Source organism: Hymenobacter citatus (assembly GCF_014333615.1).
GTDB classification, from domain to species: Bacteria; Bacteroidota; Bacteroidia; order Cytophagales; family Hymenobacteraceae; genus Hymenobacter; species Hymenobacter citatus.
The window spans coordinates 18,723-44,062 of sequence record NZ_JACSCY010000001.1 but is presented as its reverse complement, the minus strand read 5'-3'; the positions used below and the strand labels follow the sequence as shown (position 1 = coordinate 44,062).

Annotated in this window: 24 protein-coding genes and 1 pseudogene; 9 read left to right on the top strand and 16 right to left on the bottom strand. The window is 57.1% G+C overall.

Annotation, left to right across the window (positions count from 1 at the left end; genetic code table 11):
• Positions 1 to 118: 118 nt before the first annotated feature.
• From hemL to H8B15_RS00200, 4 genes are all read left to right on the top strand, one after another.
• Positions 119 to 1,447 carry a glutamate-1-semialdehyde 2,1-aminomutase gene (hemL, locus tag H8B15_RS00215; RefSeq protein ID WP_187317653.1) on the top strand — a complete coding sequence of 443 codons (1,329 nt, stop codon included), beginning with the start codon at positions 119 to 121 and terminating at the stop codon, positions 1,445 to 1,447.
• Between the two features lie 225 nt (positions 1,448 to 1,672).
• Positions 1,673 to 2,491: a hypothetical protein gene (locus tag H8B15_RS00210; RefSeq protein WP_187317652.1), complete on the top strand. Its 819-nt coding sequence runs from the start codon at positions 1,673 to 1,675 to the stop codon at positions 2,489 to 2,491.
• Between the two features lie 167 nt (positions 2,492 to 2,658).
• Complete coding sequence (gene dcd / locus H8B15_RS00205) at positions 2,659 to 3,195, top strand: dCTP deaminase (protein WP_187317651.1); 537 nt, start codon at positions 2,659 to 2,661, stop codon at positions 3,193 to 3,195.
• A 186-nt stretch (positions 3,196 to 3,381) separates the two neighbouring features.
• Positions 3,382 to 3,936, top strand: coding sequence for a hypothetical protein (locus H8B15_RS00200; protein WP_187317650.1), 555 nt, complete (start codon positions 3,382 to 3,384; stop codon positions 3,934 to 3,936).
• A gap of 75 nt (positions 3,937 to 4,011) precedes the next feature.
• Here H8B15_RS00200 and gldC read toward each other — a convergent pair whose 3' ends face one another.
• From gldC to H8B15_RS00160, 8 genes and pseudogenes are all read right to left on the bottom strand, one after another.
• Entirely contained in the window at positions 4,012 to 4,350 is a 339-nt protein-coding gene (gene gldC, locus H8B15_RS00195; protein ID WP_185283191.1) for a gliding motility protein GldC, read from the bottom strand.
• 133 nt (positions 4,351 to 4,483) lie between these two features.
• Positions 4,484 to 5,608: a DNA polymerase III subunit beta gene (gene dnaN, locus H8B15_RS00190; protein ID WP_187317649.1), complete on the bottom strand. Its 1,125-nt coding sequence runs from the start codon at positions 5,606 to 5,608 to the stop codon at positions 4,484 to 4,486.
• A 229-nt stretch (positions 5,609 to 5,837) separates the two neighbouring features.
• On the bottom strand, positions 5,838 to 7,181 hold the full coding sequence (locus H8B15_RS00185) for a type IX secretion system plug protein (protein WP_187317648.1): 1,344 nt from the start codon (positions 7,179 to 7,181) through the stop codon (positions 5,838 to 5,840).
• A 132-nt stretch (positions 7,182 to 7,313) separates the two neighbouring features.
• Positions 7,314 to 7,805 (bottom strand): XrtX-associated membrane protein, encoded by a 492-nt coding sequence (locus tag H8B15_RS00180; RefSeq protein ID WP_187317647.1) that lies wholly within the window; start codon positions 7,803 to 7,805, stop codon positions 7,314 to 7,316.
• Positions 7,806 to 7,833: 28 nt separating this feature from the next.
• Positions 7,834 to 8,457 (bottom strand): annotated as a pseudogene (xrtX, locus tag H8B15_RS00175) (exosortase X); the annotation flags it as partial.
• Positions 8,458 to 8,478: 21 nt separating this feature from the next.
• Positions 8,479 to 8,688 (bottom strand): PID-CTERM protein-sorting domain-containing protein, encoded by a 210-nt coding sequence (locus H8B15_RS00170; RefSeq protein ID WP_187317645.1) that lies wholly within the window; start codon positions 8,686 to 8,688, stop codon positions 8,479 to 8,481.
• 575 nt (positions 8,689 to 9,263) lie between these two features.
• Positions 9,264 to 11,297 carry a six-hairpin glycosidase-like protein gene (locus tag H8B15_RS00165; protein WP_187317644.1) on the bottom strand — a complete coding sequence of 678 codons (2,034 nt, stop codon included), beginning with the start codon at positions 11,295 to 11,297 and terminating at the stop codon, positions 9,264 to 9,266.
• 251 nt (positions 11,298 to 11,548) lie between these two features.
• Positions 11,549 to 13,459 carry an ABC-F family ATP-binding cassette domain-containing protein gene (locus H8B15_RS00160; RefSeq protein WP_187317643.1) on the bottom strand — a complete coding sequence of 637 codons (1,911 nt, stop codon included), beginning with the start codon at positions 13,457 to 13,459 and terminating at the stop codon, positions 11,549 to 11,551.
• A gap of 233 nt (positions 13,460 to 13,692) precedes the next feature.
• Between H8B15_RS00160 and H8B15_RS00155 the strand changes: the two genes are divergently transcribed.
• Positions 13,693 to 14,217, top strand: a complete 525-nt coding sequence (locus H8B15_RS00155) for a GNAT family N-acetyltransferase (protein WP_187317642.1) — start codon at positions 13,693 to 13,695, stop codon at positions 14,215 to 14,217.
• 83 nt (positions 14,218 to 14,300) lie between these two features.
• On the opposite strand, the gene H8B15_RS00150 is transcribed toward H8B15_RS00155, so the two are convergent.
• From H8B15_RS00150 to H8B15_RS00140, 3 genes are all read right to left on the bottom strand, one after another.
• Positions 14,301 to 14,633, bottom strand: coding sequence for an ASCH/PUA domain-containing protein (locus H8B15_RS00150; protein ID WP_187317641.1), 333 nt, complete (start codon positions 14,631 to 14,633; stop codon positions 14,301 to 14,303).
• Positions 14,634 to 14,785: 152 nt separating this feature from the next.
• Positions 14,786 to 16,411, bottom strand: coding sequence for an amidase (locus tag H8B15_RS00145; protein ID WP_187317640.1), 1,626 nt, complete (start codon positions 16,409 to 16,411; stop codon positions 14,786 to 14,788).
• Positions 16,412 to 16,455: 44 nt separating this feature from the next.
• Positions 16,456 to 16,638: a DUF2256 domain-containing protein gene (locus tag H8B15_RS00140; RefSeq protein WP_187317639.1), complete on the bottom strand. Its 183-nt coding sequence runs from the start codon at positions 16,636 to 16,638 to the stop codon at positions 16,456 to 16,458.
• A gap of 130 nt (positions 16,639 to 16,768) precedes the next feature.
• Here H8B15_RS00140 and H8B15_RS00135 point away from each other — a divergent pair, with 130 nt between their 5' ends.
• The gene (locus H8B15_RS00135; protein ID WP_187317638.1) at positions 16,769 to 17,773 is read left to right on the top strand and encodes a hypothetical protein; all 1,005 of its coding nucleotides are present in this window, start codon (positions 16,769 to 16,771) and stop codon (positions 17,771 to 17,773) included.
• 102 nt (positions 17,774 to 17,875) lie between these two features.
• Here the strand turns inward: H8B15_RS00135 and H8B15_RS00130 are convergent, their stop codons facing one another.
• Together H8B15_RS00130 and H8B15_RS00125 are read right to left on the bottom strand one after the other, a co-directional pair.
• A complete protein-coding gene (locus tag H8B15_RS00130; RefSeq protein ID WP_187317637.1) occupies positions 17,876 to 18,244 on the bottom strand; it encodes a DoxX family protein in 369 nt (122 codons plus the stop codon).
• A 161-nt stretch (positions 18,245 to 18,405) separates the two neighbouring features.
• Positions 18,406 to 20,586 (bottom strand): hypothetical protein, encoded by a 2,181-nt coding sequence (locus H8B15_RS00125; RefSeq protein WP_187317636.1) that lies wholly within the window; start codon positions 20,584 to 20,586, stop codon positions 18,406 to 18,408.
• Between the two features lie 185 nt (positions 20,587 to 20,771).
• On the opposite strand from H8B15_RS00125, the gene H8B15_RS00120 reads away from it, so the two are divergent.
• The gene (locus H8B15_RS00120) at positions 20,772 to 21,356 is read left to right on the top strand and encodes a 2'-5' RNA ligase family protein (protein ID WP_187317635.1); all 585 of its coding nucleotides are present in this window, start codon (positions 20,772 to 20,774) and stop codon (positions 21,354 to 21,356) included.
• A gap of 75 nt (positions 21,357 to 21,431) precedes the next feature.
• Positions 21,432 to 21,902 (top strand): hypothetical protein, encoded by a 471-nt coding sequence (locus H8B15_RS00115; protein WP_187317634.1) that lies wholly within the window; start codon positions 21,432 to 21,434, stop codon positions 21,900 to 21,902.
• A 194-nt stretch (positions 21,903 to 22,096) separates the two neighbouring features.
• Here H8B15_RS00115 and H8B15_RS00110 read toward each other — a convergent pair whose 3' ends face one another.
• From H8B15_RS00110 to H8B15_RS00100, 3 genes are all read right to left on the bottom strand, one after another.
• Positions 22,097 to 22,858 carry an SDR family oxidoreductase gene (locus tag H8B15_RS00110; RefSeq protein ID WP_187317633.1) on the bottom strand — a complete coding sequence of 254 codons (762 nt, stop codon included), beginning with the start codon at positions 22,856 to 22,858 and terminating at the stop codon, positions 22,097 to 22,099.
• A gap of 76 nt (positions 22,859 to 22,934) precedes the next feature.
• Complete coding sequence (locus tag H8B15_RS00105) at positions 22,935 to 23,351, bottom strand: helix-turn-helix domain-containing protein (RefSeq protein ID WP_187317632.1); 417 nt, start codon at positions 23,349 to 23,351, stop codon at positions 22,935 to 22,937.
• A gap of 194 nt (positions 23,352 to 23,545) precedes the next feature.
• Positions 23,546 to 24,307, bottom strand: a complete 762-nt coding sequence (locus H8B15_RS00100; protein ID WP_187317631.1) for an OBAP family protein — start codon at positions 24,305 to 24,307, stop codon at positions 23,546 to 23,548.
• A 118-nt stretch (positions 24,308 to 24,425) separates the two neighbouring features.
• Between H8B15_RS00100 and H8B15_RS00095 the strand changes: the two genes are divergently transcribed.
• Positions 24,426 to 25,328, top strand: coding sequence for a helix-turn-helix domain-containing protein (locus H8B15_RS00095; RefSeq protein WP_187317630.1), 903 nt, complete (start codon positions 24,426 to 24,428; stop codon positions 25,326 to 25,328).
• The last annotated feature ends 12 nt before the right edge of the window (positions 25,329 to 25,340 follow it).

The window sequence follows — 25,340 nt, the reverse complement described above, 5'->3', positions numbered from 1 at the left end:
TCGCAAGCTCAGGATGACAGAATATATTCATAAGTATTCCCTTCCTACCCGCATCTTTCCGGCCTTCTGGCTGTTCTACTTCTTTGTCACTACACGGGCTTCGGCTCTTTTCTACCCTATGCTTTCTTCCGATTCAACGATTGCCCCTACCCTGACGCACACCCAAAGCGCAGCCCTCTTTGAGCAGGCCAAGCAGCACATTCCCGGCGGGGTCAACTCGCCGGTGCGGGCGTTTCGGGCGGTGGGCGGCCATCCGGTGTTTATGCAGTCGGCGCAGGGCGCGTGGCTGACGGACGTGGACGGCAACCGCTACATGGACTTTATCAACTCCTGGGGGCCTATGATTTTGGGTCACGCCCCGGAGGTGGTGCTCACGGCCGTGCAGCAGGCCCTACCCCACTCGCTGTCGTTTGGGGCGCCTACCCGCCGCGAGGTGGAAATGGCCGAGCTGATTAAAGAAATGGTGCCCAGCATCGAGAAAGTGCGATTGGTAAATTCCGGCACCGAGGCCACCATGTCGGCCATTCGGGTGGCGCGGGGCTACACTGGCCGCCCCAAGATTCTGAAGTTTGAGGGCTGCTATCACGGTCACGGCGACTCCTTCCTGATTGCGGCTGGCTCGGGCGCCCTCACCCTCGGCACGCCCGACTCGCCTGGCGTCACCAGTGGCGTGGCCCAGGATACCCTCACCGTACCCTACAACGACCTCGACGCTGCCCGTCAGGCCATAGAAGCCAACCCCGAGCAGATTGCGGCCCTCATCCTAGAGCCGGTGGTCGGCAACATGGGCCTGGTAGCCCCCGCCGACGGCTACCTGCAAGGCCTGCGCGATTTGTGCACTCAGCACGGCATCGTGCTCATTTTTGATGAGGTGATGACCGGTTTCCGCCTCGCGCCCGGCGGCGCGCAGCAGCGCTACGGCATTGTGCCGGACATGACGACCTTGGGCAAAATCATCGGCGGCGGCATGCCTGTGGGTGCCTACGGTGGCCGCCAAGACATTATGGACCAGGTAGCGCCTGCTGGCAAAGTGTATCAGGCGGGCACGCTCTCCGGCAACCCCATTGCCACGGCCGCCGGCCTAGCGCAACTGCGCTACCTGCAAAGCCACCCCGAGGTATACGAGCAACTGGAGCGTACCACTACCCGCCTCGCCGATGGCACCCGCCAGATTGCCGCCGAGTTGGGCCTGAACTACACCGTGAACCAGGTAGGCTCCATGTTCAGCCTGTTCTTCACCGACCAGCCCGTTACGGACCTCGAAACCGCCAAGCAGGCCAATTTGGAAGCGTTCGGGCGTTATTTCCGCGCCATGCTCAACCGGGGTATCTACCTAGCTCCCTCGCAGTTTGAAGCGCTGTTTGTATCTACCTCTATCACCGATGAGCTAGTGGAGCAGTACCTCACCGCTTGCCGCGAGTCTCTGCGCGAAGCACACGGGATGTAGAAGTGGTGAGTTTGTGAAATGGTGAGTGGAAAGCGCCTGTCATCCTGAGCTTGCGAAGGACCTTATAACAGTTGAACGAGTCGTTGGTACGCTTGTCGTTCTTGCGTGAGAAGGTCCTTCGCAAGCTCAGGATGACAGGCGCTTTCCACTCACCATTTCACAAACTCACAATTTCACCATTTCACCTCTCTGCATTGCCTACCTTTGCGGCAAATCTGCGCCGCTATGCTTCAAGTCCGTTGTTTATTTTTGGTTGTATTGCTGACGTGGTTGGCGCCGGCAGTAGCATGGGCGCAAGCCGAAGCACCCGCCGTGGCCAACAAGCGGCTGTTTGACCGCACCGTGGACGAGCTGAATTTCCGCACCATGGAGACGGTCTACGACAAGACCTTTACGCGGCGCAAGTTCCCAGTGTCGCTGCGCACGCAACAGCAGCGCAAGCAGTTCGACGACTTTAATGGCAACGCGGAACTGAAAAAGCTATTCTTGAACTATAACGACCTGTCGGAGCGCTTCAAAAACCGCTTTGGTAAAGGCCGCACCGATCTGGCTGAGTTTGAGCGCCAGCTCAATGGCTTGCTCATCGATAAGAATTTCGAATTCTTCATCAGCGTCATCCCGCGCGACGAGCGTATTGCCCTTATCCGCGCCGAACAGCGTATCATCAAGCAGGCCACGGCCCAGTTCAACGCCTCCCAGGACCCCACGCCCGACGAGCTGGCCACCGATGCCGCTACCGTGCCGCCGGCCGATGCCACTACCCTGCCCTCCGGCGATGCCTCTGAGCTAGAAGACGTTGCGCCCCAGCCCGAGGTGGTAGCACCTAGCTCTGGCGGCCCCATCATTCGCTCCGCCGACGTTCCCAGCACCCACGACTGGTTCGATTACCTCACGCTGCTACTGGCCCTGAGTAGCTCTCTGGGCTTGCTCTATGTGCTCACCAGCGTGCTGCCCGAGATGCGCGCCCGCCTCAACGAGCTAGACCCTACCCACGCCACCCGCTCCTCTGACCAACTTCCCTCTGACCGATACGAGGACGAGTGATTTTAAGTAGGAAGTAAAATGAAGGATTGCAACCCGTTCGCTGCCCGTCATTCCGAGCTTGTCGCGGAATCTCGCGTGCTGACGAAAGCTAGTATCTGCCATCAGCACGCGAGATTTCTCACTGCGTTCGAAATGACGGGCAGCAAATTAATTTTTAATTGAAATTCATGATTCTTACCGATCAGCAGATTCTCGCCGAAATAGAGCGGGGCAATATTGTCATTGAGCCGTTTGAGCGAGGCTGCCTTGGCACCAACTCCTACGATGTGCATCTGGGCCGCTACCTGGCCACCTACAAAGACAGCGTACTGGATGCTCGTAAACACAACGAAATCAGCACATTCGAGATTACAGAAGAAGGTTTTGTGCTGGAGCCCGGCGTTTTATACCTGGGCGTGACGGAAGAGTACACCGAGAGCCACGCGCACGTACCCTTCCTGGAAGGCAAGAGCAGCGTAGGTCGCCTCGGCATTGATATTCACGCCACGGCCGGCAAGGGCGACATTGGCTTCTGCAACACCTGGACGCTGGAAATCAGCGTGTCAATGCCCGTACGTGTGTACCACGGCATGCCGGTGGGCCAACTGATTTACTTCGCTGTGCAAGGCGACGTGCAGACGTTCTACAATCGCAAAGCCAACGCCAAGTACAACGACCGCACCGATAAGCCAGTGGAGTCGATGATGTGGAAGAACAGTTTTTAACTCAACAGCTATAAACCAGAACGTCATTTTAACCAGCGGGCTTTCTCTGCTGGTTGAAATGACGTTCTGGTTTCTGCCTCAGCTAAACTACTTCGCGCCCGTATGCGTTAAAAAGAACACGCTGGCGGGTAGTGCCTTAGCTATACCGCTTGGCATGTGATGTTGAACTGCTCCTACTGTATACTCATGAAAAAGCAAATTGCTACCGTTGCGCTAGTCCTTGTAGCCGCTCTCGGCGCACAGGCGCAGCAGGTTTCTACGGTTATTCCCCGCGATAAAACGCAGAGTACGCCTCGCCTGAACGCCCAGGAAATCAAGGCGGACCGTCTCTCTGCCCAAATGGCCCGCGACCTTCGCCTGAATGGGTACCAGTCCAGCCGGGTAGAGGCCATCAATGCTGCGCAGGCACAAAAAATGGCTGCTATTGCGCAGCAAAATGCAGGTAATCAAAAGGCCATCGACCAGCAGTGCGATGAGGTGTGCCGACAACGCGACGCTGCTTTGCGAGGCGTTTTGAGTAACGATCAGTATACCGACTATTACGGCCAGCGCGCTGCGTACAACAAAGTCGCAAAAGACTTTGCGATGCAAAATGCCGATGCCCAGTTTGTGAAATCAGTGCGCGACCCTGCACCCGTTAGCACCAACGGTGCTACCATTGGTCCAGCAAAAAACACGACAGACCCACGCCCAGCTGCTACCCGCGCCCGCGGCGCTGCAAAGGCCGACGGCAGCCGCTAAGATCCACTTCTTTTTATATAAAAGGCCCCGCCAAATACTTGGCGGGGCCTTTTATGTGTATTACGGGCACAGGGCTTATTTGGCTTTGCGCTCTTCCTCTTCGATATGGTCCATCAGCTCACGGCATACTTCGCGGATGCGGCGGGCCATTTTATCGTCGCTGGTGGCGGTTTGCAGGCTCTCGGCCATAGCGCCCATCGTATCCACGTAGAAACGCTTCATGTCGTCTACGGGCATGTCCTTGGTCCACAGGTCAATCTTCATGGTGCCGCGCTCGTCCCGGTCCCACAGGGCAATGTTGATGGCCTTGGCAAAGTGAATGTTTGGCCCCGCATCGGTGGCCTGCCAGCTGATGGCCTCGGGTACCTTTTGGTCGTCGAGGGCGATGCTAAAGTGAATTTCAGACTTCTTCATAGTGAATGAGTAAATGGTTGAATGACCAAATAGTTTTCTATTCGGCATTCAAAAGAAAAAGCAGGATGGTTTAATACGAAAAATGGTCAGCCGTATGTACGACCAACCATTTAACAATCAAACTATTCAGCCCTTATACATAGTTGTTCAGCATCACGGGCATCACCAGCATCAGGATGTTCTCGTTGTCATCCGGCGTGGTAGGCATCAGCAGGCCAGCGCGGTTGGGCGTGCTCAGCTCCAGCGTAATTTCCTCAGAGTCAATATTCGACAGCATCTCTTGCAGGAAACGGGCATTGAAGCCGATTTCCATGTCCTCGCCGTCGTACTGGCAGGCCAGCACCTCTTTGGCTTCGTTGGAGAAGTCCAGATCCTCGGCCGAAACCGTTAGCTCGGAGCCAGCCAGGCGCAGGCGCACCTGGTGAGTGGTTTTGTTGGAGTAGATGCTGATACGCTTCACCGTGTTCAGAATTTCCTGCCGGCCAATGATGAGGCGGTTAGGGTTGCTCACGGGGATTACGTTCTCATAATCGGGGTAGCGCTCGTCAATCAGGCGGCATACTAAGCGCATCTGGTTGAAGCTGAAGAAGGCGTTGGAGGTGTTGAACTCCACCGTCACGGGCGTAGCCTCCGAGGGTAGGGCGCCTTTCAACAGGTTGAACGCCTTGCGCGGAATGATGATGTTGGCCGTCTGGCCCGCGCCCACGTCGGAGCGGCGGTAGCGCAGCAGACGGTGGCCATCGGTGGCCACGAAGGTCACCTGATTATCAGCCAACTGCACCAGGATGCCCGTCATGGCGGGGCGCAGCTCGTCGGTGCTCACCGCGAAGATGGTCTTGTTGATGGCCCGCGCCAGCGACGACGACGGAATCTCTACCGGCGCCGAGCCTTTCACCACCGGCACGCGGGGAAAATCGGTGGCATTCTCGCCCGCCAGCTTGTAGCGGCCGTTGGAGCTGGCAATTTCGATGGTATAGGTTTCCTCATCCAGCGTAAACGTCACGGGCTGGTCGGGTAGGTTCTTGAGCGTATCGAGCAGAATGCGGGCCGGAGCCGCAATGCGGCCGCTTTCGCGGGCCTCCACGGGCAGCTCCGTCATCATCGACGTTTCCAGGTCAGAGGCCGTAATCGTCAGCTTGCCGTCCTCAATTTCGAAGAGAAAGTTCTCCAAAATAGGCACCACGGGGTTGTTCGTGACTACGCCATTGATGCTCTGGAGCTGCTTGAGCAAGGCGGAAGACGAGACGATAAATTTCATATCGGCGGGGTGTTTGAGCTTTAGTAAGTAGAAAGCAAAGATAGGAAACCGCTACCGGAGTTTTCTACTTGCTGGAACGTCATTTCATGTGGCACGTCATTCTAAGAAGAACGTCATTCCGAGCTTGTCGAGGAATCTCGCGTGCTGACGCCGGATAGAAATCACTATCAAGCGAGATTCCTCGACAAGCTCGGAATGACGTTCTATTATCCTACCCTTGCCCTCTACCCTACCGCTTATTCACATCCACCGACTGATACCCAATGAGCAGGTCGGCGCGGGTGCCGGGTGGGCGGTAGTATACCAAGAGGTCGTATTGGTTTTCGGTTTCCTGGTGCGAGCCTTCCCACATCACGCTATTTGCCCCCTGGGGAGTTTGGGTGGCGTAGATGTAGTTGTAGTAGCCCTGCTTGAGCAGCACCGTGGTCGTATAAAACTGCGTGGTGGCGTCATAGCTGAGGCGGAATTCTTCGCGCAGTTGCCAATCGGTGAGTTGGCCTATTACGTACACGGGGCCAGGCGCGGCCTGCTCGGCGTGCAGTTGAAACGTGACGTTGGCGTAGTCGGCGTTGGTGTCGCCGTTGCCGTACTCGCGGCTCTCAAATAGACGCTGCCCGTTGATATCGGGATACTGGGTGTAGGGCTCCCCGGCCCGGCTAGCGTCGGGGTTGAGCAGTACCGCTTTCGGTACGGCTTGCTGGTCGAGCTTCAGCATGCCTACCCCCATCACTTGCAAGGAGCGCAGGTCAAACGGCCGAAACTCGCTGAGGCCCGGAAAGGCATTCTCGAAGTTGAAGTACTGATACTCCAACCGCTGTTCCGCGTCGCGCACGAAGGTAGGGCGCAGGTTGTACTTGGCATTGTCCCACCGAAAGTTCTGACGCAGAATCACTTTCAGCTCCTGCGAGGGATTGATGATGGGGTAGCCCGCGTAGCTGATGCCGAAGTTGAGCTGTTGCAGCGTATAACGCTCGGCCCCGGCCGCAATAGGGCCGGGCTGCAAAAACAGCTGCACGTTGGTGTCATACACCAGCAAGCGACGCGAGAGTAGCGGCGTGTTGCCGGGTCCCTGCACCAGCAGCAGGTAGTTGCCGCTGAGCTTCACGCGTGGCACTTGCATTTTGTAATGGACGTAAGGCACCTTGGTACCTACCGATGTACGGTAGTCCGTAATTAGCTGCTCGTTGATTTGGTCCAGAAACTGAATATCGGTCAGGATGGACGGTTTCCAATCCACGTCGCAGTGGATGAGCTTGGCCGTGAGGCGCTGGCTCTGCGTGCCCAGCACATCAAACTCCAGCAAGATGGGTAAGCCCTGCGCCAGCGGCACGATGGGCGGCTGGAAGATATCGGTGTTGCCGCTGGTGCCCACGTAGCACTGCACCGAGCGCACGTTGGGGTCATAGATATAATCCTGGTAGCGCAGGGTTTTGTCGGCGTAGTACGCCGGCGTGGTTTGCTGGCCAGGGGTAGGCGCAGCCTGGCGGGTGGTATCGGTGCTGGTAATGGGCGTGCCCAGCGGCACGCAAGCGGCAGCCAGAAGCAGGAAAAGCAGGATGGGGGAAAGGCGCATAAGACGAGAAGCAAAATAACAATGGCTGATGCGGGAGCAATATGCCTTGCTACTGCATCAGCCATCGGCTAAAATAGTCGGAACTTTTTACTCCAACCCTGCTACCCCATTTACCCTTACACCCGATGAACCCTACTGCGTGCTTTCAGCCGGCGCGATGGGTGCGTACCACCGTAGCACTGGCACCAGCATTATTACAGCTACCGGCGACAGAATGAAATGAATGATCTGGCTGCTGAGGGCATAGGCGGCAGGTAGGGCCAGCAGTTTTCCTACTAGCAAAAGCAATATCCCACTTCCACCTGCCACTGCATAAAACAACATCGCCAAGCGCCATTGCTGTGCACTCACCAAGAGCAATCGCACTAATGCCAAGCAGGCAGCCAAGTACAGCACAGCGTACAGGCCGGCAACGGGTACACTGCGCGTCCGGTTCATGAGGTGCAGCGCGGCCTCATCGTGCTGCATGGCAGAGCCGATACCGATGGCAGCCAATAGACGCTCCCATGCGGGTGTCAAAGAGGCGTAGAACTCCTCCGTGTACCACGTCAGGCAAAACAGGAAGAGCACTAGCAGTACCACTCCACCCCAACGCAGCAGCGTGCGCGGTGCAGAGATGCTCATCGGTGTTGGCATTGGGTAGGGAGCAGCCTCAGGCATACGCGTAGGTAGTGTCTGGTTGGGTAGGCGCAGACTTGCGGGTAGCCAGACGCGTGGCCCACCACATCCAGAGCAAGAAAATGAAGGCGTACACAACGAACGTAAACGTGTAGTGGTGGTTGAAATCCACCGACTCGTGTGCGTAGTACTGGTTGATACCTAAGGCGGCAATACGCAGCACGTTGATTCCGTAGATCAGTAAGTTGCCGAGCGGAATAAACCACAGCTTATGGCGTATTGGGCCTGGGAAGGCAAGCACGAAGCCAGTAAATAATGCATACAACACCAATCCATCGCAGGGGGCACTTACTACTACGGCGGGCACCCCATTGAGAAACAGCACGTTGGATTGCGCATCGGGCACCATAGCCTGGTAGTTTGCCATACGCAGCACAGCCGCGCCGGCGGCCGCTAGGTTGTGCATGAGCACGGCGTCTAAGCGTCCATCTGGTGCCAGCCACTGCTCATACCCAAAAAACCAGAGCAGATACAGGCTAACGGCAATGATACCTACACGCAACAACGGATGTAGCCGGGGCATAAAGCAACTATTATAGAGTAAGCAAAAAAATAAAAGCAGCTTTCCGTTGTGCCTCTTCTGTATGGTAGAGGCACAACGGAAAGCTACTCCTGCACATTATTTGTTTTTCCGGATGCGACGCACCATGTAGGCCGCGCCGCCAGCGAGCAGTACCGAAGCACCACCGTCGATGGGAGCATGCGTGGGCGGCGGGCAATCCTGTACTGGTACGGGTAGTAAGATATCGCTGGCTTGAGCAGGAGCGGCAGCGCGGGTCAGCAGAAAGGCTGTGATGGCAAAGCGCAATGCGTTGGTAACAATCTTCATGTGAAGAACGGTTAGTGAATAATGAAATGGTTGAGAAGATGTTGCTGCTCCCGGACGTCAACGGCAGCAGTAACTGCTTCAAATGTAGGATACATTATTATACTATTCATATATTTTATAAAATATTTTTTCAATTGAATTCTATTATGTCATACTATAGTTATACAATTATCCTGTTTAATAGGAGCATCTGAAGGCGAAAGAGCCGCTGGGCGAGGGAATAAAAAACGTTTCTCCCCCATTGCCCAGCGGCTTTTTCAGCTATTGCAGCTGCGTTAAAGAGCAACGCAACAATGGTTCTACAACCTTTCCAACTCTTCCACGCGCTTTACTACTTGCTCCCAGCACCTGCTCGTTTTGTCTAGGCCCTTCTTCACTTGCTCAAACTTCATGATTGCCTCTTTGAGTTGAGCGGCATTGCTGTCAATGATAGGGGTTAGCGAGCTATTTTTCGTATGTAGCCACCCCACTTTCCAAGTCCGTAAGCACGTTGGGGTCGTAGAACATGCCTCTCGGCGCTGAATACTAAGGATAAAGCACACTAGCACTATTCACTGCTTTCACAAAGCACAGGGCTACTTTAGCCGAACCTCCACCAGCATATCATTCTTTAACGCCCGCTGTAGGATAACCTTACCCTGCTGAATAACCTTTACCTGAAGCTTACCTTTTGCTCTGCGAAGGTCAACATCAAAAGTCGTGTTAAACGCTTTTACCTGACTGATAGTCAGATGGTCCCACGCAGCTGGCAAGTTTGGGCGTAGGGTGAAAGAACTGAACCCCGTCGGTTCGAGGCCGAGTATGCCTTCGGTGAAGATCCGGCAGTACAGAGCGCTTTCGGCCGACAGGTGCGCCATGCCATTCTCCGGCCAGGCTTCCACGGCATAGGGTACTCGAAAACCAGTTAGTCGCGTGGTGGAATAGGAAGTCAGGCGCTCCAAGGCCCGATCCGCTGCGCCCGCTTTAAAGGCCCCTCGAAATGCATACAGGCTTCCCCGGTCCCAAAACACTTGCGGGGAATTGTTATCTGGTGTGCGCTCGGTCAGCACGCCGTTGGCCGACCACAATTTATCGAACAAGGCATCCAACGTACCGGCTTTGCGTTGGTTCAGGCCCACCACCAAGGGTAGGCAAATCCAGCTTCGTAGCGTTGTATTCTCTTTGTAGTACTTGTACGTGTGCAGGCCGTCCATCTCTGCCCCAAAATACTTTTCAATAGCCGTTGCTACCCGCTGCGCCCGTTGTTGATAGGTAGTACTAAGGGCTGCCGGCTTCTGCATGGCCTTCACTAGCCGGGCCGCCTGAATCAACGCCCCGTAGTACAAAGACGAGGTAGCAAGATTAGCCGAGCCAGAAGGAAAACGCCCTTCCAGCTCATCACTTTCCGACGCTACAATGCCCTCCGGCGTGGTTCGTTTATGACAGTAGTCCAAGCACCACGTGATTAGGGGCCATAGCTCCTCGGCTTTTTTCCTATCCCCGGAAGCTAGCAGAAAGTGCGTAGCGCCGAAGGCAATCATGGCCGCGTCGCCACGGTCACGCTCCCCAAAGGGAAAGGTGACGTCCATTTCAAACGAAGCCCAGATTTTGCCCCCGTCTTTGGGCAGGTTGCGCTGGAAGATCCGGTAAGCGTTCATGGCGGCCTCTACGCCGGTTTGATACCCCAGATACGGAAAGAACGGACCGCTGTACTCGGCCTGGTCATTGGCCCAGATCCCAACGTAATAGTTGCCGCCGCCCGGCGAATGGACCAGGCCGTAGCGGGAGCGGAAAATACTTTCCGCGGCCCGAATTTTAGAGAAATAGAATAAAGTATTGATAATCTGGTCTGGCGAGTGCAGGCGCAGATTGGTAGCGATACTATCCAGGAACGTGTCGCGGCTTCGTTCGATTGCGGCTACGGAAACGGCGGGTTCCGCTTCCTCGTTTAGCGTTGCGAGAAAGTAAACACCAAAGTCATACTGTTTGCCGGGTTGTAGGGTGACGTTGCGCTGGGCATCGGTAAAGACCCGGCGGTGGTACGTGCCGTGCCAGCCTGCCTCTTCCTGCTTGAGTTCGGTGGCTCCAATCCCTACCGTACGGGGCGTCTTGCCAGTGTTGAGCAAGGTCCACTTCTCCACCAGGCAGCGGTCTTGCATCGAAGGAAAAAACGAACGAACCACGGTAAGGCCGTCTCGCTCCTTGAAATAAAAGCTGATTTTGCCGTTGATCCTAATGGAGTCTAATACGCCGGTTTCGTACTTTTTGTCTGCCAGTGTGAGGACGGGCAACAGGTCATCGGAGTAGGTATCGCGTAGGTAGGCGCGGTACAGCGACTCGTTCGATTTGGTGTATTTGCGCAGCTGCGGAAAGAGAATGTCGCGGGTAATGTGCACCTGCTTCGCCTTATCTACCTCGTAGCGAATGATGCCGGAAACCTGCGTGCCCGACAGTTCGATATTGTCGTTATGAGGAAGCCTGGTTTCACGGGTCAGGTCCCAAGTGATGCTATTGTCTGCATTCGGGCGCCAGAATAGCTCCTTTTGGTTTTTGAAGTCTTGCGCTTGACTTTGGGTGATACTGCCAATAGCTAAAACAAACAGGACGGCTAGGTAGGATTTCGTACTCATCAGATACGTTGTGGTAGGAAACGGCATAGGGTGTTTGCTTCTATGTACCGCCTCAAGATACTGAGAGAACTTGTGCCACTTGAAGTAGCACCTCGGCAAGTGCAGTGCAGAATAGTATCCGACCGGGAACAGCGGCTACGTAGGCGCTTCGGGAGTGTGCGTACCCGTGTCAAATCAACATTTATAAAACCAAAAAGCCCCGCCCGAAGCACAGAGCTTCCGGCGGGGCTTTTTGCATGCCAGTAACTACACTACATTTCCGCTAGCATTTCCCAACGGTCATTCAGCTGGGCCAGCTCTTTTTTCACCTGCTCAAATTTGAGAGTAGCGTCTTTCAGTTGGGCCGCGTTTTGGTAAATCTGCGGGTCGGCGAGTTGGGCTTCGTATTGGGCCAGTTCCTTTTCCCGCTCATCAATCTTCTTCTCTACCTCAGCCAACTCTTTTAGAGCTTTTTTCTGGTCGGGGGAGGGGGTTTTGGCGGGGGAAGCGTCGGCCTTCTTCTCCTCTTTGGGTAGGGGCTTGGGGGCCGAGGGCGAGGGTAGGCCGTTTTTCTTGGCTTCCTTCTCGCGGTCTTCCTGCCACTGCTCGTACTCGGCGTAGGTGCCGGGGTACTCTTTCAGCTGGTAATCCTCGATGTACCAGATTTTGGTCGCCACGTTCTCCACAAAGAAACGGTCGTGGCTGATGACGATGAACGTACCCTCAAACTGGTCCAGGGCCTGAATTAGGATGTTCACCGACTGCATGTCCAGGTGGTTGGTCGGTTCGTCGAGCAGCAGGAAGTTGGCTTCCGAAATCAGGGTTTTGGCTAGGGCCACGCGACTTTTCTCGCCACCACTCAGCACCTTGATTTTCTTGAACACCTGGTCGCCGGTGAACAGGAAGGAGCCCAGCACGGTGCGCAATTCCATTTCGTTGCGCTTGGAGCCGGCCTCAATCATCTCCTGCAAAATCTCGTTTTCAATGCGCAGGCTTTCCAGTTGGTGCTGGGCGTAGAAGGCCATAATCACGTTGTGGCCCAGCTGGTGGTTGCCAGCCGTGGGGGCCTCGGTGCCGGCCACCAGGCGCATCAGGGTAGACTTGCCCTTACCGTTGGCGCCAATCAGCGCAATTTTGTCGCCGCGCTCGATGTGCACGTTGGTGTCGCGGAAGATGGTTTTCTGGTCGTACTTTTTGGTCACGTGCTCCATGCGCAGGATGTGGCGGCCAGGCTGCACCGAAAACCGGAACGAGAAGTTCACCTTGGCCGCCTCGGGCGCTACGTCCTCGATGCGGTCCATCTTGTCCAAGGCTTTTTGGCGGCTTTGGGCCTGCTTAGCCTTGCTGGCTTTGGCTTTGAAGCGCTCGATAAAGCGCTCGGCCTGCCGGATGGCGGCCTGCTGGTTTTCAAACGCCCCCTTCTGAATCTCGTTGCGCTCCTCCTTTTCTACCATGTAGTAGGAGTAGTTGCCAGCGTAGGGCACCAGCTTCCCGCCCGTCACCTCCACAGTGGTGTTGGTGGTGCGGTCCAAAAACTCGCGGTCGTGACTCACGATAATCACGGCGCCTTCGTAGCCAGCCAGGTAGTTCTCAATCCACTTAATAGAGGGTAGGTCCAAGTGGTTGGTGGGTTCGTCGAGCAGCAGCAGGGAGGGTTGTTGCAGCAGGATTTTCGCCAGCATCACACGCATGCGCCAGCCCCCCGAAAACAGCTTCAAGGGCTTTTGCAGCTCCTCGGTCGTGAAGCCCAGGCCTTCCAAAATCTCTTCGGTGCGGGCCTGCATGGTGTAGCCGCCCAGCGCCTCGAAGCGCTCCTGCAAATCGGCCAGCTTGTCTACCAGGTCGTCGGTGTAGTTGGTTTCGAACTCCAGTAGCGTCTCGTCGATTTGCTTCTGCAGGTCCAGCGCCTCGCCAAAGGCCTGCATGGCCACGATGAGGATAGGCTCGTGCGAGTCGTAGCTTAGCAAATCCTGGTTCAGGAAGCCCAGCGTCACATCCTTACCCATGCTAATGCTGCCGCCGTCGGGCTTATACTCGCCTACCAGGATGCGCAGCAGCGTCGATTTACCCTGCCCGTTCAGCCCAATCAGGCCGATTTTGTCTTTGGGCTTAATGTGGAGGTTGGCCCCGTCGTAGAGCGTGCGCGAGCCGAAGTGAAAGTCTAAGTCGTTGATGGAAATCATTTCCTACTTTGCTGTAAGCTGCAAAGGTAAGGAACTCTGCGTGCTAGTGTATAAGCTGCTGACAGTACCTCTGTCATACCGGGCGCAACGGAGTGGAATTGAAGCGGTAGAGATGCTTCAACCTCGCTCCGCTTAACATGACTTAACCAACCTTTCAATTACACTTCTTCAAACACCCCATAGCCACTGACTGCTAGACTATCCTTAGCGTCCAGCACCGTATTTTCGCTGCCATGGCCCCTACCCTTTCTTTCGTTCCCGCTACCCCTACCGATATTCCCGAGTTAGAACACCTCGTGAATCAAGCCTATCGCGGCGACGCCTCGCGCCAGGGCTGGACCACGGAGGCCGACCTGCTCGACGGCACCCGCATCGACGCGGCCGAGCTGCGCCAACTGCTGGCAACACCCGGCGCTACTATTCTCACGGCCCGCGACGCAACTGGTGTGTTGATAGCGTGCGCCTACCTACAAATACAGATGCCACGCCTGTACCTGGGCATGCTCTCGGTACAGCCCACATTGCAGGCGCAGGGGGTAGGGAGGCAACTGTTGCAAGCCGCCGAGCAACACGCCCGCCAACACGGCTGCCACCAAGTGAAAATTACCGTCATCAGCGACCGAACCGAGCTGCTGGCTTGGTACGAGCGTCACGGCTACCGGCGCACAGGAGCCACTGAGCATTTCCCTACAGATACCCGCTTTGGGGTGCCGCGCAAGCCATTGATACTGTTAGTGCTGGAGAAGCAGCTTGCGTGACGCTTTGGCATATTTGAACAGCGCGCTTACAAAAAATGGCCCTAACAATTCGCCAGGGCCATTTTTGTAAGTGCAATGAAATATTACCACAAGCTGGTATTGGTGATGCCGGGTGGCAGGGGCGGATGCTCGGCAAAGCCCAGCACGCACCAGCCGGCTTCTACCCCAAAGGCACCGCCGTGCAGCACATAGCTGATCCAGCGGGTGAGGACGCGGCCAGTGTACTGCTCGCTTTCGGGCTCAAACTCGCGCAGCAGCACCGCATCGCCTACCTCAAAGTTTCGGTCGTTCTGGCGGACGTCGAAGGGTTTGGTGTGGGCTTCTACAGCCGAGAAGCAGGAAGGCCAGATTTTCAGCTCGTGCGTTTGGTGAGTAGCCGGGGCCGCGTGGGTTGGGAAAGTTGCTATAGATGTCATGATGAAAAGTCGGTTGGAGTGAAGCATAGGTTCTAACAGGAACCGGGTTAAGCTCAAAAAGTAAGTGTAAGAGCCACATATTCACTTAACTATAACATAGGCTTGCCAGAATACGTGCAAACACCGGCCCAACTCGTCACCAGCTTGTCTTCCTACCCTGCCAGCGCCCCCCGAAACTGCGGCGCCTTACGCTGCCTGCTGGCTTGCTCGTAGGCATAGGCTAGCGGCAACAGCGCCGCCTCCTGCCACGCCCCGGCCACAAACGACAGGCCCACCGGCAACCCATGCGCCTGGCCCATGGGCACCGTAATGTGGGGGTAGCCGGCCATGGCGGCCGGCGACGAGAAGCCAGGACCGGGCCAGTAGTCACCATTTACGAGGTCGATGCAGGGCGCGGGGGCGTTGGTGATGCCTACAATGGCGTCGAGCTTATGGGTTTGTAGGGCAGTATCGAGGGCACGGCGGGCACCCTCGTGCGACTTGCGCAGGGCGGCCTGGTACTTGGCGCTGCCGAGGCCGTCGGTTTTCTCGGCTTGCTCCAGGATTTCCTGCTGGAAAAACGGCATGGCCTTATCGGCGTGCTGGGTGTTGTAGGCCATAACGTCCGCCAGCGTTTTCACCGGGGCGTTGGCTGTGGCCAAGTACTTGTTCACGCCGTCTTTGAACTCGTAGAGCAGCACGTCGAACTCAGCGCCACCAAGCGGTTCCACTTCCTTTAGCAAGTCGATTTCCACTACCGTGGCACCCTGCGCCTTCAATAGCCCCACCGCCTGCCGAAAAAGCGGCACGGCGTCGTTGTTGCCGGTGAGATGCGCTTTTTCTACCCCCAGGCGCTTGCCTTGCAAGCCGTTAGCGTCCAGAAACTTGGTGTAATCGGCGTGTAGTTTGCCGGCGCTGGCCTGGGTAGCGGCGTCTTGGGCATCGGGGCCAGCCAGGGCGCCCAGCAGCATAGCGGCATCGCGCACGGTGCGGGCCATGGGGCCGGCCGTATCCTGGGTGGCCGAGATGGGAATGATGCCTGCGCGGCTCCACATCCCTACCGTGGGCTTGATGCCCACTACCCCGCTGCACGACGACGGCGACACGATGGACCCATCCGTTTCGGTGCCAATGGCCAGGGCACACAAGTTGGCCGATACCGCTGCGCCCGACCCCGACGATGAGCCGCTGGGCGTGCGATCCAGCACGTGCGGATTTTTGGTCTGGCCGCCGCGGCTGCTCCAGCCGCTGGTGCTGCGCGAAGAGCGAAAGTTGGCCCACTCGCTCAGGTTGGTTTTGCCAAGCAGCACTGCTCCGGCCTCACGCAGCTTCTTCACAATAAAAGCGTCTTGCGCAGCTTTGTGCCCACTCAGCGCCAGCGAGCCGGCGGTGGTCTGCATCTGGTCGCCCGTGTCGATATTGTCTTTGATGAGCACCGGCACGCCGTGCAGCGGGCCGCGTATCTTACCAGCCTTGCGCTCTTGGTCCAGCTGGTCGGCTAGGCGCAAGGCGTCGGGGTTCAGTTCAATCACGCTGCGCAGGGTAGGGCCGCTTTGGTCGATGGCTTTGATGCGCTGCTGGTACAGTTCTACGAGGCTACGGGCAGTGCGCTGGCCGCTTTGCAGCTGCTGTTGCAGGTCACTTAGGGTAGCTTCGTGCAGTGCAAAGGCATCGGGTGTGGCGGTAGACGCTGCGGCATCTTTTGTGGCCGGCGGCTTGGAGTCGCAGGCGGGTAGGGAAAAAGTGGAAAGGGCCAACCCGGTCAGGCCGCCGTTGCGCAGGAATAGTCGTCGATTCATCGGCTGGTATTTTCTGCGTAAGATACGGGCCGCATCGGGCTTTTCTACCCTACTGCTGGGGCCGCTTTGAGGCGGTTGCGCTGGCATTTCTCGCCGCAGTACTTCACTTCATCCCAGCTGTTGCGCCATTTCTTGCGGTACTCGAAGGGTCGCCCGCAGGTCAGACAGATTTTGGTAGGCAGGTTGCCTTTGGTGAGTTTGGCGGGCAGGTTGCTGGCAGGAGGCATGGGCAAGGTAGCAAGTGAACGGGTAGGCACATCTTCAAACGGCTTGGGCAGCCGAAAGGTGCGCGGCTCATAACCCTACCCAGTAGCTCATCCGTAGTGCCTGGATACAACCACTTCATCCTCACCAACTATGTCTGCTCTCACCACTTTCCGGCGCCCTACCCTACCCCTGTTCTCGCTGGCGCTGCTGGGCCTGCTAGCTACCAGCTGCAACGACGATTCCGACTCCGACCCTGACGCGCCTGATACCATCACCTTCACGCAGTCGGCGCTCTACCCCGAAGGTGTGCAATACGATGCCGCCAACAACCGCTTTCTGGTCAGCTCCCAAACGCGCGGCACTGTGGGCCAGGTGAAGGACGACGGCACGTACAGCGCTTTTGCGGAGGATGCCCAGCTGGTTTCTACCATCGGTATGCACGTAGACGACGCCCGCAACCGCGTGCTGGTGGCCGTATCAGACCCCGGCTACAACACGGCCCGCTCCACCGACGCTACCCGACGCAAATTGGCCGCTGTGGCCATTTTCAACCGCGACAACGGCCAGCGTATTGCCTACGTGAACCTGGGCGCTCTGCGTCCCAACGCCCCCGGCCACTTCGCCAACGATATTGCCATAGACGGCCAGGGCAATGCCTACGTGACGGACAGCTTCGCGCCCATTATCTATAAAATCGATGCGCAGGGTACGCCTACCGTGTTTCTCGAAAACGCCCAGCTGAGTGCCCCTCCCGGCTCGTTCGGCCTCAACGGTATTGTGTATCACCCGGATGGCTACCTGTTAGTGGCCAAATCGGATGAAGGCGCGCTGTTTAAGGTGCCGCTGAACAACCCGACGTCTTTCACCAAAGTAACGACCAGTGTGAATCTAAAAGGGGCCGATGGCCTACTGCTCTACAATAACACCACCTTGCAGGCCGTCGCCAACAACCAGAGCACCGTGTACCGCCTCACCTCGTCCGACAACTGGGTTTCCACTACCTCTACCGGCACCTTCACTACCCCTGCCGTGTACCCTACCACCTTGGCCCGCCGCGGCTCCGACACCTACGTGCTCTACTCCCACCTGAACGCGCTGCAAGCGAACCAACAGCCACCCGTATCCGAATTCACGATCCAGGAAGTGGATTTCTGATATCTATCCTACCCTTGGTTTAACAACATAACTCCGGTTTTACTTGTGGCGGTCTGCTAATAAAAGAAATTTGCTGGCAGACCGCTTCGAGTAACAGCCTATTTATACCGTGGCAGTTATTGGCCGCCGCAGCCACAGTACCACTAGTAGTAACAGCAGCAGTACAATGGCCGGCACGCCGCCCGCCAGACCGCCAGGAATTTTGGTAGCGTGCATAATAACGGCGCCAATCATGATAACACTCAACCCCAACGCGGCGGGTCGGACAAAGCGTGGCACCAGCAACCCTATGCCCCCCAGTACTTCGGCGGCGGCAACAACATACGCCAACGCACCCGGTAAGCCCAGACCACCAAACATGCCAACTGTACCAGGTAAATCCATAAGTTTTCTTGCTCCAGAAGCAATAAAAGCTAAGGCTAACAAACCTTGTAGAACCCAGGCAATGATGTTGCGAGCAGATGCAGACATGATAGGAAATGGTTGTGGAGTTAAAAAAGAGACCGAACGTAGCAATACACGCTTGCTGCTATAATAGTAAGCATTGTTCTACTAAAAGACTATTACCCAGCAGTAGGAAAATCCATTCTGTTGCCGGAGTTAATCGGCAACCCTAAGTCATTGATCCTTGCTTACTTGAATACCGGTTTATCCTGTTGCTCGCTGAGCTTTTTGCTGAGGGGGGCAGGTACGCCGGCGCTGTTCAGCATACCGCTGACAATACCCTGGCGCCATAGGGTAAATACCGACACGCGCAAGTCGCGGGCGGAGGTCATGCGGCCCACCTGGAGCTTGCCTTTGCGTGGGTTGTCGTCGCGCAAAAACAGGCCGTTGACAAGGGTTGTTTTTAGGCGGGAGCCGAGCGTTTTGTGGTCGGCACCGCCTTTTTGGCTGAGCAGGGTCAGCTTGAGGGCGGAGTAGCTGGCCCACATAGGTCCCGTTACCCGCTGACGATTGGCCTGCATGCGGAAGCGGATATGATGCACCAGCCCACTGCGAAAAAGCAGCTGCTTGGTAGGCACCGTCATCGGATTCAGCATCGACAGCTGCCCTTCGCTGAACGTACCCGCAATGGTATGGCGCCCCTGGGGGTCGAGCAGATTGGCCCTGAGCGTGGCTTGCAGCCGGCAGCGGTTTTGCAGCCACGCCGTGGCGTGCACTACGGCCGGGTGCGCCGCCGACATCTGGTGCGGGTCGTTGGAGAAGTTTTCGATGGTGCCCGACACGCGGTTGATGGTTAGCTCACCGGGTTTGGGGTTTTGCGGTGCCCGATAGATGGTGTACAGCGTGCCATTTTGCACGCTGATGCGCCGCACATCCAGTATGAAGCCTAAGTGGCGCAGCGCCTCGGGCGTGGCTACGGAGTACTCAGGATTTAAAGCAAACCGACCGTCGCTGCGGGTTTGCAAGCGGGGCTGCCGCAGGGCCAGCGTCTGCATGGCCAGACGGTGCTGGTGCACGAGGGCTGCGTACTGAATAGCCGTAGCGCGCAGCTGCCGGATGAGCAGCGTGACGTGGGGCGCCTGGTGGTGCTTCCTGCGCGAAAGCTCCGCCACCGACACTAAAGGCCGAAGCCGGATATTATTGATTTCCAATAGCCCGCCGCGTGTGGCTAGATGTGCACTTTGGCAAGCCAGCTGGTAAAACGGTGGGTCGAGGCGGGCCATAACTACACCGGTGCGCACGTCCCACTGCTGGGCATACAGTACCCGCCGCTGGTCCTGTGCCCCCACCGAATCGATTCGCAATTGGCTGCCCTGCACCGCAATACGTTGCGACCGGGGCTGCTGCTCCAGCCCCCGAATGCGCGCCGAGGCATTGGCCAGCAACAGATGCTCCAGCTGCACCCGGCTGAGCCACGGCGCCAGCAGCCGGTGGATGGGCGGCGGCGGCACCCGCGGAGCCGTCATGTCCAGGTCGCAGGCCAGCACTAACAGCGTATCGGCCCAAAACTGGTGGCGTGCCAGTGCTGCCGTGCGCAAGCCCGTGAGCAGCAGCCGCGGCAGGTGCAGCGAAATGCGAGCATTGCGGCTGCGCACCTCACTCAACGGCTGCTGCGGCCGCACTGCCACCGAATCGACCACTAACGTACCCGGCCGGGATACAAACCGCACGCTACGCAGTGCCAGGCGGTGCTGCGCGGCCGCGGCAGCCACGTGTTGTATCTGTGCAGTCATGGCGGCAGCGTAGCCTATCCGTTGCGAGTCGGCGGCACCGGCGGCGCTGAGTAGTATATCCTGCGCCGAAAAGCTTGCTTGCTTCCAGGCTACACGCGCTTGTGGCGCAGGCTGGTAGGCGGCCTGCACGTGGCGAAGCGCTAGGTACTTCAGGCGTATTCCTTGCAGGTGCAGGGGTAGGCGCTGGTAGAGTGGCTGTGGCTGCTTCGCCGTGGGTAATTTCCCCAGCAAACGAATATGCAACGAGTCAAGCACCAGGCTATCAATAGGCACGGGGCCGCGTTGCACTAGCTGCCACAGCCCTACCCCCGTGAGGCGGGCGTGGCCCAGCTCGAGCTGCACGGGAGGTAGCGCAGCGGTGTCGGTGGCTGGGCCTACTGTGCGCAGCCGTACACCGCGCACGTGCACGCTCTGGTGCCACAGGCTGGTCTGCAGCTGCCCAACGTGCAACTGGTAGCGGCCGTGCGAGCTTTCAGCCACCTGCTTTTCCAGGTATTGCCGCAGCCAGGGGTCGAGGGCCAGCAAAGCCAGCAGCATGACACCGCTCAACGCTACCAGCCCCAGCATCACCCAATGCCACCACCGCCGGGTAGGCGATGCAGGAGGAGTAACAACCGGTGCGGAAGAAGCTGACAACACGAAATAATGAAAAATAAAGAATGCCTTTGTAACGTATAACTAAGCCGTGACGGTTGTCGGGCCTTTCGTTTTTTTAGCTGCTTCTACGGCGCATACGTACTCTCAGACAATTGTCCGGTTTTGCTTCTGGCCCTATCTTGCTGGTCGTAGCCTACCTTTTTCGCCTTCTATATCATTCGTGCATGCTTGCCATTACTTCGCTGCTCAGCCCCAAATACGCGGCGCATATCAACAAGATTATCAAAAGCCTGGAGGAAAAGTTTGGCCTTGATGATGTGCAGGCAACCCCCGACCCGCATATCACCTACCAGCTGGCCGGTGTGCGCCAGCTGTCGGCCCTGAAGGAAGTGTTGCAGGACGTAGCCCGTACCACGCATTCATTTCCAGCCTTCACCACGGGCCTGGGCGTGTTTCCGGGCCCCAACCCGGTGATTTATATTCCGGTGCTGCGTTCCGATGAGTTGAATGCCCTGCACAAGCGCATTCTGCGGGCCACCGCGCCCCTGTGCCTGCAAACCGATAAATACAGCGCCCCCGACTGCTGGCTACCACACATTTCGCTGGCGCTGCACGATACCACTCCCGAGCTGCTGGGCCCCGTGCTACAATACCTCAACGAACAAACGTTCAATCTGAAAATCAGCATAAACAACCTGGCCATTCTGCGGCAGGAGGGCGAGCAGTTTGTACGCGAAAACGTATTCAAGTTTGAAGGGCATAAGCTCGATGAACCTTCTCCTGTGTTTGAGGCGCCCGTGCCGCGTTAGTAAATTTCTGAGGGTAGGGCGCGGCATTTTGCGCCTCGCGCCCGACCTTTGCCGCTCAACCACTCCCACTACCTGATGACACTCTACTCCGTCGTACTACTGCTGCACAACTGGACGCGCTGGCTCGTCCTTATTTTCGGACTCATTGCCATCTTCCGCGCCTTTGGCGGCTGGCAGGGCCGCAAGCCCTTCACCAGCGCCGACAACGGCATGGACGCCGCCTTTGTGGGCTCTATGCACCTGCAATTGTTGCTGGGCCTGTTGCTGTACTTTGTGCTGAGCCCCGTGGGCCTGTCGATGATGAAGGCGATGGGAGGCGCGGCCATGAAAGACCCACAAGCCCGCTTCTGGGGGGTAGAGCACATCACAGCCATGATTCTGGCCTGGGCTTTCGCGCAGATTGGCCGCAGCAAATCCAAAAAAATCAACGACGCCGTGCTCAAGCACAAAACCGCGTTTATCTGGTTCACCATCTCGCTGGTGCTAGTCCTCATCATGATTCCGTGGGGGATCTGGAACCCCGCCCGCCCTCTGATTCGCCCCTAATCACGGATTTCTGCGGATTTTTCGGATTAGTCGAATTTTGTGGACGATTGTCGTCTGCATCGTGTATAATCCCGCTGTAAAGCAAAAAGGCTTGCCAACTGGCAAGCCTTTTTCGTGTTCGGACGAAGCATAGTGCAAACGACAATCGTCCACAAAATCCGACTAATCCGCAGAATCCGCAAAAATCCGTGGTTCTAGATGGCCTGGCCGCCGCTTACCTCAATGCGCTGGGCGTCAATCCAGGCGGCTTCGGGGGTGCACAAGAAAGCCACTACCGGCCCAATATCGGTGGGTAGACCCACGCGGCCCATGGCCGTAAGGCTGGCAATGTGGGCGTTAACTTCTTTGTTATCGCGGGTGCGGCCGCCGCCAAAGTCAGTTTCGATAGCACCGGGGGCCACCACGTTGGCGCGGATGCGGCGACTGGCCAGCTCCTTTGCCTGGTATTTGGTGAGGGTTTCGGTGGCTGCCTTCATGCTGGCGTAGGTAGCGGAGTTGGGGTAGATGATGCGCGTTAGGCCCGAGGAGATATTAATGATACCGCCCCCATCGTTCATCAGTGGCAAAGCCTTCTGCGTGAGAAAGAACGGGCCTTTAAAGTGGATGTTCAGCATGTCATCAAACTGCTGCTCCGTCACCTCTGGGTAGGGCTGATAGAGGCCCGTGCCGGCGTTGTTGATCAGGAAATCGAACCGCTCGGCACCAAAGGTGCTGCTCAGCGCGCTTTTCACCTGCTCGAAAAAACCATCGAAGCTGCCCACCGCAGAAGCGTCGAGTTGCAGAGCAGCAGCTTTGCGGCCCTGACTTTTAATTTCGGCTACCACGGCTTCGGCTTCTTCGCGTTTGCTGTGGTAGGTCAACAGTACGTCCAGGCCTTTCTGGGCCAGGTTTAGGGCCATGTCTTTGCCCAGACCGCGGCTGCCGCCCGTTACGAGGGCTATGTTGGGGGTGCTCATAGAAAATAGTGCGTTAGGTGAATGACACTGCAAAAGTCGGGGTAGGCCGGCGCTCTGCTCTGGTGAGTAGTTCAGATTAACTGGTAACCGTTTCCGAATCTCCTACCCGCTCCTTTGCCCACAACTCCTCGCGGTACTGCCGGGGTGTGCAGCCCACAAAGCGCTTGAAAAACTTGGTGAAGTTGGATGGGTCGTAGGTGAGCTGGGCCGCCACATCGGCCACCGACCGGCCCGCATCGGCCAGCAATTCCTTGGACACTGCTACCAGCTTGCGCTCATAAATAGCGCAGGGTGCCTCGCCAGTGGTGTGCTTGAGCGTGTTGCTGAGGTGGGTGGGGTGAATGCACAGCTGCCCGGCAAAATCCCGGATTTCAAGCGCTTCCGTAGCCCTGCCTGCCGCCAAATCCTCGACGTGGGCGTGCACGAGACGGGTGAAGTCGGCGGTTATTTCGTGCTGGCGGGCCAGAATTTTCTTTGGGATAGGGGTAGGCATAGCAGTCAGATAGGAAGAAGCTTTTTGGGTTAACTACTGCACGGTGTAGAGACGCATACTTGCGTCTTATCGTTGAACGTTCGCCGCCCAAATCGCCCTACGACGAGACGCAAGTATGCGTCTCTACACCGTGCTTGAGACCTGAAACCGCTTCTTAGCGGTGCAGCTAGATTCACCCAACCTGCAGCAGCCACTTAATGTTGGTGCGCCGCGTTGGCCCGTTGCGTCACCTCAAACTGTCGTACTTGGCCTTGCTGCCAGGCATCGGCACCGGATAGCACGTCGGGCGCGGCAATGTCGGCCCGCTGGCGGCGCTTTTCGGCCGTCGAAATTTGCATGCGCCGGTCGCGCTGGCCTACCATGGCCGTGTCAATCTGCCCGTCCTGCGTGAAGCCCATCATCAGTAGTGGCCCACCCAATGGCAGCTCCTTGTCGCGGTCGGTGTGCCAGGTGTGGATGGTTTTGCCGTAGGTGCTCACCACCTGCTCCATCAGCTCGTGCTCGGCCACATTGGGTAGGCCCGGCGCCACCAGCGTCCCCGATTTCACCTCGTAGCGGTGGCTGTGCCAAAGCTTTTTTTCCTCGGTGGGCAGCTTTTCAAACAAGCGCCGCGATATAATGTATTCCACGCCCATAATCTTGGCATCGGCAGCATTCCCATCAAAAATCACAGCCTGAATCACGTCTTCGTTCAGCTTGGTGCAGAAGTGATGCGCCTCCATTTGCGCCTGCATAGCCCCACTGTAGAAGTGAAACCCATCGAGGTAGATGTTCATATTGCGCAGTGGCTCTTTGCCCTGCAATACGTCGGCGCCGGCTTCCAGCACCTCGGTTTTGGTTGATTTTTTGGCGCCGGGCGCCTGCACCGGCGAGCGGGTGTTCTGGTCGCCGCAGGCAGATATGCATACACTCAGCAACAAGGCGTAGCCGGGGTAGCAGACTCGATTTGCTTTCATAAGGTGGGGGTACATACTTCCCTACCCTACGCGCTACCTGGCGCTGCGTTATGGCTGAGCTATGCACACAGAGTCCGCGTACTTTAGACCTCTCTGTTTGATTTACGTAGGTTTGTCTATGCAAAAGCCTCTAAGCCTCGAAGATTTCTACCAGCAGAAAATACACTGGCTGCCCGATAACCTGAAGCAAGATATTGGTCACTTCAACGTGTTTCGGCTCGATGATTTTGTGGGGCCCAACGCCTGCCACTTGCCCTATAGCCGCAAGGATTTCTATAAGATTACGCTCGTCACGGGCCGCAGCAACTACCACTTCGCCGACAAGACCATCGAAATCAGAGGCAACGCGCTGCTGTTTGCCAACCCGCTGGTACCCTACGACTGGGAGCCCCTGGACGACCAGCAATCCGGGTTCTTCTGCATTTTCACGGAGGCCTTTTTGCAGCGCTATCTGGTAGCGGGAGCGTTGGAGCTGCCCATGTTCAAGCCCGGCGGGCAGCCGTTGTACTCACTCACCGATGAGCAGCTACCTGGCGTCACGCAGCTATTCAAGAAGATGGCAGCAGAGTTGGATTCTGACTACGCCTTTAAATACGACCTGTTGCGCAACTACGTGTTTGAGCTGGTGCACAGTGCCCTTAAGTTGCAGCCCGCTACTACTCTCTATAAGGAGAGCAACGCGGCTATGCGCATTGCTTCGCTGTTCACAGAGCTGCTGGAGCGGCAGTTCCCTATCGAAACGCCGGGCCAGCAGGTGCGCCTGCGCAATGCCCACGCCTTTGCCGGGCAGCTGGCGGTGCACGTTAACCACCTCAACCGCGCTCTGAAGGAAGTAACCGGCAAGACCACCACCCAGCTCATTGCCGACCGCCTCCTGCAAGAAGCCCACGCCCTGCTCCGGCACACGGCTTGGAACGTGGCCGAAATCAGCTACTGCCTGGGCTTTGAAGAACCGGCTCATTTCAACAACTTCTTCCGCAAGCGAGCCGGCACCACGCCTACCGCCGTGCGCGTTGTTTGATTTTCGCAAGCA